Below are 18,612 nucleotides of genomic sequence, written 5' to 3'. Positions count from 1 at the left end.
TCAATAATTTGAAACAACAATTTTAATAAGATGAAAAACACAGTAGTTTTCGGGATTATTCTGATGCTGTTTGCATGTAGTCCCAAAGAAAAGGCAGAAATATATTGGGTAAACAGTTACAAGGTAGATTGTGTTGGTGTTGGCCCAATGAAATGTATGTTGATCCAGAAAGGAGAAGCGCTCGAAGATGGAGCATGGCAAAACTTCTATTCAAAAATTGAAGGTTTTGAATACGAACCCGGGTTCATTTACAAACTCAAAGTAAAAGAAGAACAGTTGGAAAACGTTCCGGCCGATGCTTCGTCCATAAAATATATACTTGTTGAAGTACTTGAGAAAAGAGAAGACGCCAGGTTAAGCCTGAACGGAAGCTGGGAAGCCCTGAAAATAAACGGCTCGGTAATAAAACTGCCCCGTACGCGCGGAGCCGGAGTTCTGCCGCAACTTTTTATCGACATCACAAAAATGCAGATCAGCGGGATCGATAATTGCAATAATTTCACCGGAAGTATCAGCAAACTGGGTGAAAGCACCATCGAACTGGGTCCGCTCGCGGCCACTCAGAAAATGTGCCCCGACATGGCAATTGCCACCGCATTTAATAAAGCACTTCAAGCTGTAAAGCAATATAAACTCTCGGAAAACACGTTGACGTTTATGGATGAAAACGACGCTGAGCTTTTGGAGTTTACAAAAGGTACGGAAGCCAAAATTTTGCTGAATGATATTTGGGTAGCCGAAGTGGTTGACGGCGTAGCTGTATCTGATCAGGATAACGCTCCCCGGCTCGAAATCAACAGCACCGAATTAACGGTTGCAGGAACGGATGGATGCAATAACATTACCGGGGAAATTACCACCCTGACCAACACCGAACTTGTTTTTGGCACGCTGGCCGGAACTAAGAAAATGTGTATGGATATGAACATTCCTGATAAATTCAATAAGCTGATTCCGAAGGTCCGTGCCTATAAAATTGCCAACCTAAAACTTACTTTACTCGATGAAAAAGGCGAAGTTTTGGCCATTCTGAAGAAAACAGATTAATCGATGTTGTATTAGCTATTTTCAATAAAAGTCAATGAGAAAAACAGCAATTTTAGTAATTCTAATTCTGGTAAGCTGTACTGTTTTTGCCACAGAGAAAGAAGATAAGAAAGAAAAAAAGGATAAGAACTTTTCAATCATTCCCTTACCTGCAATTGCATATAATCCAACCGGTGGATGGCTTCTGGGGGTAGCTCCCGGAGCCAGTTGGTTCATGGGTGATCCTGTGAATACAAGTATCTCATCAGGATTAGGCACTCTGATTTACACCACAAAAAAGCAGTTTCTTTTTACTGCCAAGACCAATGTTTTTCTTTCCGGCGACAGCTGGAACTTGTTGGGCGACTGGCGTTATTTTATTTCTTCGCAGCCTACATATGGTTTAGGAACCGGCCCCCAGTCAGGAAAACCGGTGGGAACGGGTGTTGAATACGAAGACGGTTTGTTTACCCAACCGATACCCGATGCACAAATGATGGAGTTCAACTACCTGCGTTTTCACGAAACGGTTCTTAAACGCATTGGTGATACCCGCTATTTTGTAGGCGTTGGTTATCACCTCGACATTCATTCTAAAATTCAGGATAATTTACTGGATCTCGGGGCAGAACAACCTGTAGTAACAAGTCATTACGGCTATCAAACATTAAATGGATTTTCAACCGACAAATATACTTTATCAGGCCTTTCTTTTAACGCTTTACTCGATAGCCGCGATAATGCCATCAATCCGTACAGCGGACGTTACGCCTTTGCCAACATCAGGATCAATCCTGAATTTCTGGGCAGCAATAAAAGTTCATCTGTTCTTTGGCTCGAATACCGCGATTATCTGCATGTTGACAAGAACAGGCCTCGCCACCTGATTGGCTTTTGGACCTACGGTTGGTTTGTAACCTCAGGCAAGGTGCCTTATATGGATCTGCCGGCGGTGGGATGGGATCAGTTTGGACGGTCGGGACGCGCCTATACGCAGGGACGTTTTCGTGGAGAGGATCTTTTGTACGGAGAGGTTGAATACCGTTTCCCACTTCAGAAAACCAAAGAAACTTTTGGCGGTGTAGTATTCGTTAACACAACAACAGCGAGTAACCGCGACGCCGATATTCAGCTTTTTAAATACCTGGATTACGCCTATGGAGCCGGCCTGAGAATAATGATTAATAAAAAATCTCGGGCCAATTTATCGCTCGATTATGCCTTTGGAAAGTATGGTGCCCACGGTTTCTATTTTGGAATTAACGAAGTATTTTAAGCATGTTATCAAACTTAGGATCTCCGACTAAATACTCACTTTTGTTTGTTTTCATTCTCATGAAACTCAGTGCGTACAGCCAGTACTCTCAGTTTCAAAAAAACGATACAACCACAGCCGAATATCCATACACCTTTCCCATTCTCGGAAACAAGGCATTCGAAAAAGGATTTAATATTCCCTACCCTGCCGGAGGAATGCTGAACTACTTTATAGCCAAACAGGATGTTGTTATTCCGGAAATAGCTATTGGTTTTAATAACAGCGAAATGGTCGACCTGACGGAGCTATTGGAATTTGGTACGGTGAATGCACAAGCGACATCAATCAATGTTCGGCCCGATTTATGGGTACTTCCCTTTTTCAATGTCTATGGCATTTTCGGAAAAGCCTGGGCACAAACTCAAGTCGAGCTCACGTATCCGGTATCGATAAAAGCAAAAGCCGATTTAGAAGGTACCAGTCTTGGTTTTGGTGTAACAGGTGCCGGTGGATTGGGGAAGTATTTTTTTGTACTCGACGGAAACTGGATCTGGACCATGATGTCGAATTTTGAAGCTCCGGTGCGTTCCTACACTTTTTCCGGCCGACTGGGACGTGCTTTTAAAGTTGGGAAAAATCCTGATTCGAACATCGCCCCATGGATTGGAGGCATGCGTATTAAAATGGGCGGAGTTACTGAAGGTTCAATTTTATTGAATGATATTTTACCCGACGAAACCTGGGCTCGTCGCGATCAGATTGTTAGCGATTACTATTATTGGTACGAAAACGATGCAACACTGCCCCAGAAAATTATTGCAGACAAAGTATTGACACCAATCGTTGAACGCCTGGAAGCTGCCGATGGATCGGGAACGATAAAATATCGGTTGAGAAAAGAACCCAAACAAAAATGGAATGTAATTATCGGCGGTCAGTACCAATTGAACAAGCATCACCAGTTCCGGGCAGAAGGTGGAATTATCGGAAACCGGAAGTCGCTGCTTTTGTCGTACAACTACCGATTTGGTATCTAAAAATGAACCAGCTTAAAAGCAAGATTGTTAACCAATTAAAAAATAGTACAATGAAAAAGACAGTTGTTTTGATATTTACGATTGTTTTGGCATTTGCCCTTCAATCGATGGCACAATCCGACGATGGTTGGATAAAGCTGGGTGAAAAAATGGTAGCTTTTAAAGCCGATAAAGACAAGGTCACTTTAAGTGGCAAAGAAAAGGATGTTTCCAAAATCAAGATCACTTGCGTACAGGGGGCAGTAAAAATTAAGAAGATTCATGTTAAAATGTCCGACGGAGAAAAGAAAGATTTCGATCCTGCTGCCGGTGTACTAAACAAAGGCATGTCGACCATGGCGTTTGATTTGCCCGGAAAAGACAACAAGCTTACCGATTTGGAACTCGAATACGACTCGATGGGAACGATCGTTACCAACAAAAGAGCCAAAGTTGAGATCTATGGTAAGAAGAATAAAGATAAAGACAAGGACAAAGATTAGCAGGCAAAAACCTATTCTTCAATAACGATCCAGTTATAAGAATTAGCCGGGATTGTAACGTTTATTTTAACCTTATAATCGCGGCTAATTTTGTATTCCTTGGCTGTTCCCTCTTTCACTCTGATTTTCGCCGTTTCCGATAGCCCGGTGTAATACAGCGGCAATTCAATTTCACGCACCAAGGTTTCATTTGTAGGATTAAAAAACATAGCCAGTCCTTTTTCTCTCAGTTCAGGATTCACATGCAAAAAGCCGTCCCAGTCTTTTCCCGACGGACGCCTCAAATGAATGAGATCGCTGTTCAGAATCATGCGGTACTTTTTGTACCAGTCAATTACACGCATCACCAGTTCCTTCGTTTCAGGGGCATCGTACAAACGCGGACCGCGGTAACACGATTGAATACCCGATCCGTAATTCTGCATCATCTGATTTTCATACGCATCCAGGTGATCTTTCAAAGGCTCGATAGTAGCAGCAGCCCCTCCGCCATGGTACTGTGTAAGCGGTGTAAAGGTCCAGCACATACCCGGATTTCTGTCCCACAATCCGTCGTAAATATTCTGACGCCCCAAAATGAGCTGACGTTCGCGTGGCAGCGACCAGTTTACTTCGCGGTAACCGATGCCCGTTTTATTCGATCCTGAAAGCACATAAAAGTCGGGGATATTCATATAAATTCCTTCGCTGCGCATCCACTTGTAAAGATTCTGAATCTGCGCATACTGTTTCCATTGCGAATCGCCCAAACCATTGTGATAAGCATGACTTGTTGAAGCACACACATTTCCGGGATAGGAGCCGTCGTTCTCGAAAACACTCATTCCTGTTTCCTCAAAAAAAGCTTTTATTTTTCGGAAATAATCGTAGCCCCACTCGCTGCATAAGCAGGGTGACGATCCAAAGATCATTCCTCCGCGTTTCCCTGTTTTTGGGTTGATCACATCCACCTCGTCACTGATCCATCGGCTCGACAACAAGGAGTAACCACCAAGTTCTATTCCTTTTGAATTGGCATACTCGCGCATTTTATGAAATTTGGCATAATTCTCAGGCGATTCATCTTCCATGTTAACGCCACTTCCAAAACTCAGGATCACCATTTCGTAACCTACTTCGGCACACTGGTCGATCGCTGCTTTAACCGTTTTTTCATCGGAATAAGTCAGGTGCAGAAATATTGGATTTTCAGTGGTCCAGGGGGCAATTGTACGGTAGAATTTGCGGATGAACATTCCACGGCGTTCCTTATCGTAACTATCCATCGGCGTTTCCCACACACGAAAGGTTTTTAATGATTCTCCGGGCTTTAGAATAGTTTCCGGTCCAAGTGGTGGGCGTACCTCAAGCAAACATGGCGTTTGCAAAGGATAATTGGCTTGTGATGTATAACGCGGATCGGGTTCCCAATAGGTAGTTACATCCGAATTCCTTTGTTGCATGCCACCAAATGCATAATCGGTTTCAATGTGGATGTTTGGTTTTACCCACTCCTGAGGGACACCCACCAGGCTTTCTCCTTCAACCATTGCCAATTGTTCGAGCCTGAATTTATTTAACTGGATCAAAATATCGCCACGGTTAGTTACCTCTATCCATTTTGAAATGGTCGGGATTCCATCATAAATTTCGAAATGTACTTTTGCTTCGATCGCATCTTTTTTCAAGGTAAAAATCAATTCCTTTCCGGTGGGCATTTTAGTAGTGCCTGACCAGCGCACCCTTTTCCAGATCATCCGGTCAGTAATGTCCTTCACCTCGAAACTTTGCACCTGAAAAGCATCGGCAGTAAGCTGAAGTTGATCCACCCAGTCCAACTTCGTATATCCATATTCCACTTGCTGGCTAAGTCCGCCAACCGTGTAAGTTTTACCGTCGATTGTGATTGTGCCTTCGTTTGACACAGCCCGCAATAAGCTTTCACCGGTCATCTGGTTGATGTAATCGATGGTTGCCAGGTTAGGCGACACACGAAAAACCCGTGCCACCAATCCGTTCGAAATTATAAGGTCTTTTCCGTTTAAAGAGCTATAAACAACGGCTTTTACTTTTGTGTTATCAATCAGCCAGTCGAAATCGGGCTGCCCCAGTGGATATTCGATTTTAGGTAAGGCAGCCAACTGTTTATCAAGCTTTGCTTTCAACTCATCAGACTGCTGCACTAGTTGTCCAGTATATTCACTTTCCACAACCACTGGTGCTATCTCGAAATATTCAAAAACCGGATCGAGCCACACGGCGTGATCGCCACTTTCTCCATCTCCGGCATCTTCAACAATCAATTCCAACACGCCTTTCCGTAACGGCAGATCAACTTCTTTGGCAGCATCACCTTTGTGCATGACTCCACTGTTATAGATCTCCTTTTCGTTGTGCAGAATTTTAAATATTACGCTTCCGGCAGCCACCTTGCCGTTTTCGCCTTCAACTCCCGCAAACTGCTTTTCCGAATCGCTTACACGGTAAAAAATACGTTTTCCATCCGTTAGTGGCACAGATTGAATAACCGGAGTAGAATAATCAATATCAGAATCGTTCACCCCAATTTTTGCTGTAAATCGATTGGTCTTGTTTAAGTTTATTTTAATGGTTGAAAACGCATGAACTCCAACTCCACTAACGAAAGTTTCACCTGCTACTGAAAGTGGTTCACCTGTAACTGAACGGTTGATTACCGGCGCTCCGTAAGTCTGCTGCCCAAGCGAAACATCCATTTCATTCAAAGGCAAATATTCCTGAGCACTTGTTTGAAGTTGAATAAACAAGAAAAGAAAGATTACTATTTTTGGTTCGATATGCATAGTCTAATTTTATTGGTGAAACCAACCAAAGATAGTTCCGTCAATTTAATAAATGATGGATTTTCTTACAGAAATTAATAATTTTAAAAAGTCCGTTATAAATAAAAAGAGGGAACCTGAACAAGTGGCAGGCTCCCTCTTCTAAAATTCTAAATGAGTTCTAATCTTCGTCCTTCTCCCGATTCTCCAAACGGTATTCATCGCGTTCCTTACTTTCGCGAATCATATCTTCTTTATCGTCCATTACCGGAGATTCTTCCAGGGCTTTCCAATCGAAGTTCTCGTCGAAAGGATCGAGTGCCTTTTGAGGCTCGAAAATCCTTGAATCTACGGCAACTGCCCGGTAAGGTGTAAAATCCGGCTCATCGGTAAAGAAATCGGCCATATCGTTGGCACCTGCGTCGTACTGGTTCAGGTAAGGCAAACCCAGAATATTCCAGAAAGTTTTAAAAATACTCCCAAAACTGTAATGTACATGGCTTACGTAATCGCGTTTTACCCATGGCGAAATCAGCATTAAAATACTGCGGTGCGCATCAACATGATCTACTCCGTTTTGCGCATCATCTTCGGTAACTACAATCAACATATTCTTCCAGTATGGAGTATGCGACAGGTATTCCACAATCCGTCCAACTGCCAGGTCATTATCGGCCATATAACTTTCGCGGAAAGGATAACCCGCATCCGGACGATCGCCGGCACCGTGGTCGTTGGGAATAATCACAGTCATGAAAGCAGGCATCGTATCCTGTCCGTTCATCCATTTCGCTTCGAATTCCTTTTTAAACTGATCGATCCGAAACTGATCGGGAATAGCGGTGTTGTATGTTGGATATTGCTTTGAAGTACGGTCCCAAATGGGCTGCGGCAAAGGATAATTGATGTAGTGCCTTATTCCTTCGTTTTTGTATTGCTGCTCGTATATTCCCGGCTCGAACATAATGCTAAAACCAAAATTGTAGAAATCAACTTCGTTACGTTCCAGGTGGTCCCACATGGAACCTGCCTCGTTATAATCCTCAGGATAAATGGCACCCGCGGCTCCATTCATACCGTATATTCCGGGAGCTTTTGAGTTGAATTTGAAACTGCGGTTGCCTCCGTAACTGGCAGCCGTGCAGGTTTCTGTCCACTCATTGGGATAAGTATTTACCAGCCAGCGATGTCCGTCGGCACTTACATCCGAATCCACATAAAAGTTATCGGACATGGCAAAATCGGAGCTTATTTTCAGGTGATTCACCATAACATCGGCATTTTCCACTGAAGCGGTCTGTTTGGCATTTCGGAATGAAACACCTTTCCCGTAGCGGGCCAAACCGGCCTCACCATTTCCTTTTTCAACCTGACCAAAAACCTCATCGTACGTACGGTTTTCTTTTGAGATGAAAACAATGTGTTTTATCTGACTTTCTTTTTCGCCCGGATAAAGCGGTACCGGATTGTTTTTGCGCCAGTCGAAATCGACTGATGATGCCTTTCTAAAATTGAAATTATTGGCAACCACCTGCTCTGTCATGGTTTTGAGTTCAGCATCATCCGGAATATCCAGTACCTGAACCGTTCCCTTCATCAGCGAACCGATGTAACTTCCTTCCGGGCCTCTCTCGAAAGTGGAGCCTCCGTTCGGACCACTACCAAATCCCTTGGCATTTGAAACAATCAGTTTCTTGCCATCGTTGCTTACTTTTAGTTTTGCCGGGAACCAGCCGGTAGGAATGTATCCCAAAACTTCCAGTTTCTTCGTGTCGACCACAGCCACAGCATTGATCCCGGAACAAGCCACAAATAGCTTCTCCTGATCGGGCGAAAGTGCCAGGCCAAAAGGAATAACACCGCGGAATTGTTTCATCCGGGAATCAGGTTTCAGGTAAATGGTACTGACCACGGTGTCTTTTTCAATGGAGATCACCGAAATATTGTCGTTGGTTCCGTTGGTCACAAATACGTAATCATCGGTAGCCACCAGCGAATTCGGACTGGCACCTCCCACTGCAGGAATTCCTTCGACCATTGCCCCCACCAGGTGGCCGGTTTTTGTTTTGGCGATAACTTCCGGTTTATCCGGATTTTCAATGTCGATGGTGAATACAGAGAACGCTTCAGGCGAATTCATTTCTCCCAGCCCGGGCACGGTTAAACTGTCCTCGGTAACATAACCTTCCTTCATTTCCTCACTTCCGTAAGCCGAAGTCGGGTACTTTCGAGCTTTTTCGCTGACATTTTCGGCTGTAATTCCTTCGAGCATGCTGTACTGGAACATTCCAACATTAGCCACATACACCTTTTTCTCATCGGGCGAAAGACAAATTCCAAAGGGATAACGCCCCACCGGAATGTTATAATCAATTTTCTCTGATTCGGTATCAACAACCACCATGCGGAAGCCAATCTGGTCGACAGCAAAAATTTTCTTGCCGTCGTTCGACAAGGTTAGATCGCCGATGTATCCATCGGAATAATCGGCCTGTTCGCTAACAAATGAGCAATCGATTCTACTTTTTTTCTCTCCTGTGTTCAGGTCGAAAACATAAATGCAGTTTTCCTGTCCTCCCGCAACGTATACCACGCTGTTATCGTTCGATATGGCAAGTCCCATAAAAACCGAAGCCAAAACTCCCTTATCGGTTGAAGGCCCAGGAGGTACCTGCTGAACCTCTGGATTTTCGGAAAGTATATTTCTTACGATGGTTATTGACAGCGGATTGGTTCCGGAATTGGCCGTTACCACTGTGTTTCCGTCGGGACTGAGCGTGAGCCCAAACGGATGGGGCGCCACCACAATAGTTTTACCGGCAGGCGTTAGTATTCTTCCATTGGGAATAACGGTTTCATCCGCGTGATTAATTTCTACAAAACGACTTCCGGCCGGAGCAGTAGCGATCCAGGGATCTGCTTTTTTTTCTTGTGAACAAGAGAAGAGCAGCAAAATGCAGAGTGGGAGCAGAATAAGTTTTTTCATTTCACAATTGATTTATCCCAATAAAAGTACTGATCTCGGACGAACCAACCTTTAACAAAAATCAATAAAACGATAATTTTTTTGCATTACTCTGCCTTATCCAGAAAGAAACTACTTATTCTTTCTGGTTTCCTGTTCAAACTTCAAAATAACGTCGATGCCTGATGTAATTGAACTCCCGCTTTGCAGGCGCAGGAATAATTTGTCGTTCAATTCATATTCCACGGTAAAGGTTTCAGGCACGATCTCGTCGCCTTCAACCTCGCCAAAGCCGCGTTCGTAAATAACAAAAATATCGTTGGTAATGTATTTACCCACCACAAATGCCGCGCTTTTCCAGTTCTCTGTTGCAGTTACTTCAATCATATCGAGGTTTAACTGCGTGCCAATAGTTTTGCTGAGTTGCGAGGTAATCAAACTGGCCACGGCATTCGAACCAATCGAATTGATAATGCCGTTTTGTTCGCCAAAACCGATCTCATCGGCCGTGCTGCCAAAAAGCAGAACAGAAACACCATCGTTCTCTGTAACTTCAGCATCATCGAGTTTAAAACTGATTTCGGGATCTTCGAGCGTTCCGGTGACCAGCAACTCGAGGTAACGTTTTTCGCGATCCTGACTCCGATAAACATACTCGGCAGTAAAATCGAGAGTGGGATTCAACTCTTCACCACCGTTGAAAATGATGCTACTCCTTTTTATATTTAACTTCTTTCCGTAAAGGATATAATGTCCGCGAATTAAATCTATCGTTCCAAATAGTTCGAAGTAAGGGCCGCTTTTCACGATATCAACGTCACCACTCAATTCCACCCGCATATCGTTGCTGCGCAACCAGGTGTTTCGCGGGATTTCCACATTCATCCTACCCGTAATATTATCAAGAATCGATTTCGTGTCCTTTTCTTTTTCATTCCCCAAAGCATCGTCAAGCAGCAAAGTATCTTTTTCCAGATGCAGTGCTTCAACCAGCATTGGCACATCTTCTTCGTCATCCTGTATTTCTCGCGATAGAATTGCCGGTAGAAATACATCGGAACGCAGCACTTTAATTTGTCCGCCGAATTCAGGATTCTGATTTCCGGTTTTTAAGAAAGTATTCGCGTCAAAAAGAATTTCGTAGCTACGGTTTTTGGCTATCAGAAAATTATCGGCATCTGCCACCAGCGTCGAAGAAATAATGTTTCCGGTTATAATGGTTGAATCAAATTCCAGATCACCTGTAATCGAGATGAAACCTTTTTTCTGGCGAATAAAAACGGTATCGATGCTCACCTTGTTTCCATCAAAAAACAGCGAAGTTTTCAGGTCGTTAAAATCGAGTCCAAGGCTTTTATTTAAATACCGGGCCTTGTCCACATCAAGGTGACCGTAGATTTGCGGTCTTGCAAATTCACCTCTCGCCGTAACTTGGGCATTCAGCACTCCACTAATACTATCGTTGTCGATAAAATCGCTGATGTGCTGCGAAATTCTGACATCATTGAAATTCAGACTTGCATTAAATGTATCAGGTTCAGAATAAACAAATCGGAATGAATCGATATGCGCATCAAAAGCAGCAGAAGCACTGGCTTTAAACGATTCGCCAAAATCGGGAATATTGAGACTGGCATTTGCCACCTGGTCTTTGTACGCGAAGGATCCGATCAACGATGAGAAACCGTATTTCCCATAAGCAGGTTCAAGTATCTCAATACTTCCATCGAGATACGGATTGCTGGCTTTTCCTTTTAGTGCGACATCGGCATCAAGAATGCCACGAATACTGTCTCCGCCTGAAATAAAACGGTTGAATTGTTCGAGATCAACCTGGTTAATGAGAATGTGAAATGCATTTGTATCCACTGCAGAAATTATCCCATTAGCACTTAGTAAAAAACTGGAATCAGCGGCGTCGACAAGGTTCAAATCTTTTAGTATCAACTTATCAGTTCCAATTACCGTGGCCTTGAGTGTATCTTTCAGGTAATAGTCGGAAAGCAGCGTGCTAACCTCGAATTTCGGCACACTGAATTGCATCGTGTCACCCAAAAGCATCGCCGTTTTTAGCTTCACATCCAAAGTATCAGTTATAACAACGTGGCCGGTCACATCCAGTTTTTGGTTCATGTATTCCAATTCTACTCGCAGTGAATCAAAGGGAATTTCGGAATAACTAACTTCGCTACTTTCTGAATGTACGGTTACTTTTAAAGAATCAGGTCGAACATTAACCAAATAGTTCGCAATGGTTTTATTTACTGTTGCATTGTAACCTTCGGCATTAAAAAGTTCCACATCACCCTGAATGTCAAGTGTGCTTACCGGCCCGCTAATGATCGACACTGCAGAAGCAGAATCAAAAGTAACAGGGAGTTCAACAAGATGATCAATAACCGATAATGAATCGATACGTACATTCACTTTGGTAAAAAGAAAAAGCGAATCGATATTAAATCTACCGTTCCCCTGTGCCTCGGCACCCGGTACATACAGGTGGATAGTATCGACTAAAATGTTGTTATTTTTCCAGAACAAGGCAGAAGAAAGGCTATCAAGCCGGAATGCATAAATTTGGCTGCCCGTAAACTCAAGACTGGCTTTTGATGACATTGTTTTCGGATTGAAACCATGTCCGTCGGCTTTAACATGACCATTAATTACAGTTTGGTCGATTTTCGGGAAAAATGCAGTGAGGTTAAATTGATCGGCATATACATCCAACGAATAATCGCGGCTTGAAGAAAAATTCTGTATCCTTCCCTCAAGTGCCAAGTTTCCAAAACCCGAACTCAGATTCAGCTTTCCGCTAATCGTATTATCCTTCCAGTTTCCGTTCATTCTGAAAGTATTGAAGGTAACCGAATTGTAGGAAGAGTTTTTAAGATTGGCATTTATATTGGTCGATAAATCGGGATCGCGGACATCTTTTCCTTCCAGTTCCACAGTACCTTCCAGGCGTGTTTCAATATTTTCAATTTCGAGCCAGTGTTCAACGCTAAACTTGTGAAACAACAACCTTGTGGTATACGGAACGGGAACATCCTTCTCCAGGAGTTTTGTAACGGAACTGATATTTAATTCGGCAATCACTTCTTCGTTCTCGTGCTTCATTTCTACAGAAGCAGTCAATACGTCATCAACAGTTTTCACGTTTGCCTTTAAACTTGGCGAACACAATAGTTTTATTCCCGGAACAAAGATCACCAGCTCGTCCTTATCAATTCGGCCGGCATTTACAACAGCATCCATGTTTTCAACGGTCTGGTAGTTTCCGTTTGCGTCGATCATGGATTGTTGTGTTCTAATCTTTAAGCTATCGATACTGATGCCCTGATCACTCAGTTGAAAAATCCCGCTTAGTTCGTTCAGAGCCAGGGCAGGTTCAACGGTGCTGAAATTCAGTTTCTTCAAATCCACACTTACATCCGGGGCTGATACAACAGCACCCAACGAAAGATTAAAATCATTCACCTGAGCGGGAATAAGCTCGGTAAAGGCATCAACATTAAAACTACCTTCATCGATCACCACAGAATTAAGGTTAATTTTTAAACGGAGCGGTTTCTTTTCAGTGCTTTCTTTTTCCTTCGCAACTAGGTACGAAGCTAAATTCCAGCTGCTGTCTTCTTTCTGCCAAAGTTGAATTTCCGGGTGCTCAATCACAAGCGAATCAATAAGAACCTGGCCTGACAACAGCGGTATTAACTTATAATGTATTCGCAACGAAGAAATCTTCGCAACTTCTTTTTCTTTATCCCATGCTTCAATATTCCTCAGCTCCAGGTGATTGTAAAAATTACCGTTCAGTTCTTCCAATTCGAAATGCAGATTCAATTGATTTTCGGCCACAATTAGAAGCTGTTCTCTTACTTTATCCTTAATAATGGCGGTTTGCGTAAGTAATAATGCAATCACGATCAACAGGAGCAATCCCGCTAACGCAATCGATATGTATTTTACTACTTTCCGCATCTGTTTAAAAGGTATGACCTATGTTAAAATGAATCTGCCATTTACTTTCAGTATCAAAAACGGGTCGGGCAAAATCCAGCCCTGCCGGCCCAATTGGTGTATTGATGTATATTCCAGCTCCCGAAGAATAATGAAGATCGTTGAAATGATAACTAAAGGAATCGTGCCACACATTTCCGGCATCGGTAAAAACCGAAAACTTAAGCCGCCGGCCAACGTTAAAGCGAAATTCAGCACTGGCTTCAAACAAACTGTTACCTCCAATGGGCGTCCCACTTTCGTCTTTTGGTCCCAGATCACTTCGCGACCAGCCCCTGACCGAATAACTACCCCCGGCATAAAAGCGTTCTTCAACCGGAATAAAATCATTATCGTCTGTTCTCACAATTCCGCCCATTTTTGCTTTTAATGCCAATACAATTCCCTTTGAAATTCCGGCATAAGTTCTTACATCGGCCAGCATGCGTACAAAAGGAATTTCATTTTTCCAGATCACATCGTTGGTTTTTGTACCGAACGAAACAACGAGTCCCTGAACCGGATCGAGAATCGGCTCTGAATTGTTGTAGGTAAAACCAAACACCAATCCCGATTTCCTATAGTAAGTTTCTTCATCCGGAACATTGTCAATACCAGCAAAATTTGTTGTATCCAATTGAACATCCTCAAAAATGTAGCCGATGGAAGTACTTAGCTCTTCTGAAAAATTTTGCAGAAAAGTAATGCTGTAACCGTTTTTATCGAGTTTGTAGCCGGGTTCGTTCTGCCTTAAAATGTAGGGATAAAGCGTTAATGTATTGAAGGAAAAAAGAAACGAAGGCTGCGAAAATTTTAAGTACACATTGTAGGGTTCAAGGCCTGAATGCTTGGCATAAAAATTCAGGCGGCCGGTGTTGGTAAAAAAGCCCAGGTACTGGATATCAGCAAAAGTACGGAATTGATCTTCGCGTCCGTATCCCACCCCGAAACGTGTGGACCAGCGCGGTGCTTCTCTGATATTAACGGTGATCGGAAGCGTATCTGACGGTGAAGTTCCCAATTGCGTACGTACCGATGCAACCCGGTAATTGCCCTGGTTGTAAATCAGGTCCTGTGTCTGATCTATTTTCTTTTTCGACCACACATCCCCCTCCTTATAATTAACCTGGCGCAAAATGCTTTTATCAGGCACCCTGACATTGCCGGAAACCGAAGTTTTTCCGAAATAGGAAAGTGGTCCGCGATCGATCGACCAGTCGATGCTCGTAGTCTTTTTTAGTGTATCAACGTTCAGGTCGGATGTAACTTTCGTGTATGGATAACCCGAATCGTAAAATACTTCGGCAATTACCAGTTTATCGCGTTGCATTGTTTCGTCGCGAAATACCTTCTCCTCGCTTGCCTTTGTCTGCAAAATAATCTTCCTAACCTCGCGCTTCTTAAGCACTTCATTAAGCTGATGTGCCGAGTCGACCTCAAAACGTATTTCTGAAATGGTTACAGGATTGTTTTCAGTAATATGAATGGTAACTTCAACTTTATTTTTCTTGTTTACCAAAATTTCAGGTTCCGAAAATTCAACATCTAAAAAACCCTCTTTCTGGTAAAAAATCTTCGCCCGTTTTATGTCTTCTTTGTACAAACTCTGTGTGAAAAGAACCGGTTGTTTTCCCAGTATTTTTTCTTTGAACCAGGAACTTGATTCCATAATCATCTGGTCGCGCAACCTTGAGGCGGAAATACTGCTGTTTCCTTCGAAACTGACTTTATCAATAACCAGGTCTTCCTGCCCGGATACCAGCAGGGAAAACAACAAAACAGCTATGATAAGAATTACGGGCTTCACCTTTACTTTTTGTTCAGTTAAAGATAAGGAAGGGATTGATTAAATTAAAAAATTGTAAAGGGATTAAGTTAAGCAAAATGCAATTTGCTTAGTTTTTAAGTAAGGAGTACAAAAATGTTGGGGGAATCTGAAGTGCGATTGATCTGATTATTGATTAATCTCGCGTTTTGAATTTTGCTCACGAACGTCGAAAAAGATGGTTATCATGGCCACATCACGCAGAAAATCGAGTTTTTCAATCTGGTACCTTTTAATTCGTATTCCGGTTCGTATTTCGAGGTCAGCCAACAGGTCATCTTCTTTCTTCTGATGCAGGTTTTCGATGTTTTCGTATACAACAAGCAGCGAATCCACCTGTTTTAACATCAAAGCTTTTTCGAGAATCCAAAGGACACCAATCAGCAAAACATTTACCAGCCCCAGTTCAAAATACCCGATATAGTCTTTCGACAAAGCATTGATTACAGATACGGCTATGATCACAAACAAATAAGTCATTTCCTTGGGCGGAATGGCATCGGTGCGGTAACGGATAATGCCAAAAATGGCAAAAAGCCCCAGGGCAAACCCCAGCTCGAGTTTTACATTTTCGAGCAAATAAACCAGCAAAAACACGGCAACACTGATTGCGAAATAGCTAAAGTAAAATTCCTTTTTCCGGCTGATTCGGGCGTACAATAAAACTACCAGCGCAGCTGACACAAGGTTAAATAGAAACCTAATTATAAGTAAGGGAAAAATTTCGAGATGCAGAAAATCCATAGTTAAAGTTTTTGTTTAATTGGTTAGTTCACGTTTCAAAAATAAGAGTTTTCTTTTAAATCGGTTTTGTTTTAAATTTTCATCGAGCAGTGCACGTCCTGTACAGTATTTTGAGAGTCCTTCCTGGCGAATTTGCATTTCTCTCAGCACTTTATACAAGGGCGAAAGTTTCATGCTTCGGCTTCTTTTCAATTCGAATATCACCAGGCCTGGATATGCCTTCGTACCCTTCTCATTTCTGAATTCGGGAACAATATCGATCGTACACCGGTCTTTCATCTGCTTATTGATCAGTGTCATACGGGTATATCGGACGTGTAACTTTTTCTCCAGAGAATTTGAAGGCAAAGGTAATTTCTCATCCAGAAATTCAGTTTCTTTTTTATAAAAACCGTTTGTACTGATATCGCTTTCTATCCTTTCTTTTTTGACGCGCTTTTTATTGTTCTTTAGTTTCACCTCCAAAAAACTCCTGCGGTTTACCTGGTATTGGCGGTATCGTACCTTGTGCCGGTTTACACGCTTATTGTGGTGTTTCAGGTAAAACAAATCATCGGTGGTATCGAAATAATCATTCCTGTATTCCATTAATCGTTCGCCATTAATCTCCAGGATAAAATAATCATCGATAAGTTGGCTCATCAGTCCGTCAAGTTTATCAAGCGGAAACCAGTACTTACAGTCGAACCTGTCCATCAGTTTTACTTCTGACGAATCCTCCAGTGAAATACCCTGAAACTGACCGGCTATATGTTTGATTTTTTCCAACTTATCCTTTAATTCCTTTTAAACCTAGAATCAATAACTTCCCGAACCGACTTGAAAATAAGCCTAATTGTTTTGATAGTTTATATTCTGATTTTCCAGAATAATACCGTCTTCAATAATTTTGTTTTGCTTATTTGCCGGTAAAACAATTATCGCAGTTGTATTCACCGGCATGTTCGTTACCAGAATAAAAGCATCTTTCTTATTCGTCCACGAAGATATAATTTTTACGTAGGGAGACTCAAACGAAGCATAAGAATTTTTTATTTCATAACTTAATGAGGCCCGATCTTAACTTTTTTGTACGCAACTGTTTTTTAGTACATCCCGTTCCTCCCAAATCGTTGAAAAACCATTTCAATGTAAGACTGCCCAAACCAGCCTAGTTTTTCGCAAAGGCGGCTGGACTCCGGAGAATATTTTACAATTTTCTATTCGCAACAGTTTTAAACAGCGCCTCGATATTTTCAGGTGGAATATCGGGTAAAAGTGCTTCATAACTGGGCGAAACAATCAGTCCTGTCGGAAAAAAATCGATCACTTCATGCACCCGCTTTTTTACATCCTCAGAAGTTCCTTCCACCATTAAATACTGGGCATCGATACCCCCGCAAAAAGCGCCTTTGCCCGAAAAATGTTTGTGAATATTTTCTACACTCATATCGGTAGCGCGTGCCTGCAGCGGGTGAATAATATCCGCACCTAATCCGAAAATATCCTCAATTAACGGGAAAATCGATCCGCAGGAATGGTACATCACCTTTAATCCGTAACTTTTTGCCTGATCGATCAATAATTTTGTTCCCGGAAAAATATATTGACGAATGAGTTCGGGATCGAGCATCAAACCTGTTTGACTGCCAAAATCGTCGCCCAACAACACTGCATCCAGTTTACCTTTCGTGGCTTCGTAAAAAATCTCATTGGCTTTCAGGTAGAAATTAGTGATCTTCGTTAAAACGGCACGGTACATTTCAGGATTCGTAAGCATTGTAGTCAACGCCGTTTCCATTCCAAATGCCGAACACGAATCATGGAAATGAGAGCTCCACAAAATACCCATACTGGCATAATCACTACCCACAGTATTTACTCTCCTGTACGTTTCTTCCCCATCGAGGTATTTTGCAGGATCGGGCCAGTTGAATTTGGCTACATCAGCGGGATCGTCGTAATCTTCAAAAAAACCGGGGGTAGTTAAAGTGCGTTCGCCGGGTAATTTCAACTGATCGCGTTTGGCAAAATCGAAAGCACCGGCTATGTGATTTGAATGCGAAGAATAATATGGCACTTCAATGGGATAAATATCGTCGTCGAGTAATATTTTTACTTCCTCCATGGTATTCAGCCCAAAATGCCTTGTAAGACCCGGAATTGCTGACGGATCCGGCAAACCTATCCAGGAAGCCGGCCGGTCGACAGGAGCATTCGCTATGGTTGCTAAAAATCGTTCTTTATGGTTCATCATTCAGATATTGAGATAAGGAAACAGTCCAAATCCCGATCAATTTCTAAAAATTAGTTTGCCTTTTTTTAGTATCCGTTAAAATTAATATACAATTCTGGCATCACAATCAATACCCTCCAGAACATCGGTCTTTTCTATTGATTTGGCAGAAAACCGTCATCAATTCACATTGGTTCGTTCGATTTCGGATCGAAATAAGAATTCAAGTTAAGCTTTCGTAAGATGTTTTTGCTGAATAAACAAACAACCGGAAACAAAAAAAG

At 42.4% G+C, this 18,612-nt stretch carries 12 protein-coding genes; 4 read left to right on the top strand and 8 right to left on the bottom strand.

The window, feature by feature from the left end:
- Positions 1 to 30 precede the first annotated feature (30 nt).
- The 4 genes from HFD85_RS19000 to HFD85_RS18985 are packed head-to-tail and all read left to right on the top strand — an operon-like array spanning position 31 to position 3,803.
- Positions 31 to 1,047 (top strand): META domain-containing protein, encoded by a 1,017-nt coding sequence (locus tag HFD85_RS19000; RefSeq protein ID WP_167613435.1) that lies wholly within the window; start codon positions 31 to 33, stop codon positions 1,045 to 1,047.
- Positions 1,048 to 1,081: 34 nt separating this feature from the next.
- Positions 1,082 to 2,302 (top strand): BamA/TamA family outer membrane protein, encoded by a 1,221-nt coding sequence (locus HFD85_RS18995; RefSeq protein ID WP_167613433.1) that lies wholly within the window; start codon positions 1,082 to 1,084, stop codon positions 2,300 to 2,302.
- A 59-nt stretch (positions 2,303 to 2,361) separates the two neighbouring features.
- On the top strand, positions 2,362 to 3,321 hold the full coding sequence (locus tag HFD85_RS18990; protein WP_167613430.1) for a hypothetical protein: 960 nt from the start codon (positions 2,362 to 2,364) through the stop codon (positions 3,319 to 3,321).
- Positions 3,322 to 3,371: 50 nt separating this feature from the next.
- A complete protein-coding gene (locus tag HFD85_RS18985) occupies positions 3,372 to 3,803 on the top strand; it encodes a DUF2541 domain-containing protein (RefSeq protein WP_167613428.1) in 432 nt (143 codons plus the stop codon).
- Between the two features lie 11 nt (positions 3,804 to 3,814).
- Here HFD85_RS18985 and HFD85_RS18980 read toward each other — a convergent pair whose 3' ends face one another.
- The 8 genes from HFD85_RS18980 to HFD85_RS18945 all read right to left on the bottom strand — a co-directional run bounded on the left by HFD85_RS18980 (position 3,815) and on the right by HFD85_RS18945 (position 18,349).
- Complete coding sequence (locus HFD85_RS18980) at positions 3,815 to 6,604, bottom strand: NPCBM/NEW2 domain-containing protein (RefSeq protein ID WP_206082024.1); 2,790 nt, start codon at positions 6,602 to 6,604, stop codon at positions 3,815 to 3,817.
- A gap of 160 nt (positions 6,605 to 6,764) precedes the next feature.
- Positions 6,765 to 9,569 (bottom strand): bifunctional YncE family protein/alkaline phosphatase family protein, encoded by a 2,805-nt coding sequence (locus HFD85_RS18975; protein ID WP_167613426.1) that lies wholly within the window; start codon positions 9,567 to 9,569, stop codon positions 6,765 to 6,767.
- A gap of 111 nt (positions 9,570 to 9,680) precedes the next feature.
- Complete coding sequence (locus HFD85_RS18970; protein ID WP_167613424.1) at positions 9,681 to 13,526, bottom strand: translocation/assembly module TamB domain-containing protein; 3,846 nt, start codon at positions 13,524 to 13,526, stop codon at positions 9,681 to 9,683.
- Between the two features lie 4 nt (positions 13,527 to 13,530).
- Positions 13,531 to 15,351: a BamA/OMP85 family outer membrane protein gene (locus tag HFD85_RS18965; protein WP_167613422.1), complete on the bottom strand. Its 1,821-nt coding sequence runs from the start codon at positions 15,349 to 15,351 to the stop codon at positions 13,531 to 13,533.
- Between the two features lie 147 nt (positions 15,352 to 15,498).
- Positions 15,499 to 16,113, bottom strand: coding sequence for a DUF4956 domain-containing protein (locus HFD85_RS18960; protein ID WP_167613420.1), 615 nt, complete (start codon positions 16,111 to 16,113; stop codon positions 15,499 to 15,501).
- Between the two features lie 15 nt (positions 16,114 to 16,128).
- Complete coding sequence (locus HFD85_RS18955) at positions 16,129 to 16,881, bottom strand: VTC domain-containing protein (protein ID WP_167613418.1); 753 nt, start codon at positions 16,879 to 16,881, stop codon at positions 16,129 to 16,131.
- Positions 16,882 to 16,944: 63 nt separating this feature from the next.
- Positions 16,945 to 17,148 (bottom strand): alpha-L-rhamnosidase C-terminal domain-containing protein, encoded by a 204-nt coding sequence (locus HFD85_RS21945; protein WP_167613509.1) that lies wholly within the window; start codon positions 17,146 to 17,148, stop codon positions 16,945 to 16,947.
- Positions 17,149 to 17,302: 154 nt separating this feature from the next.
- Positions 17,303 to 18,349, bottom strand: a complete 1,047-nt coding sequence (locus HFD85_RS18945; protein WP_206082023.1) for a uroporphyrinogen decarboxylase family protein — start codon at positions 18,347 to 18,349, stop codon at positions 17,303 to 17,305.
- Positions 18,350 to 18,612 lie beyond the last annotated feature (263 nt).

Origin of the sequence: Maribellus sediminis, assembly GCF_011799805.1 — a bacterium.
GTDB lineage: Bacteria > Bacteroidota > Bacteroidia > Bacteroidales > Prolixibacteraceae > Draconibacterium > Draconibacterium sediminis_A.
Note: the sequence above shows the minus strand (reverse complement) of the source record. Positions and strands in the feature narration are given on the sequence as shown.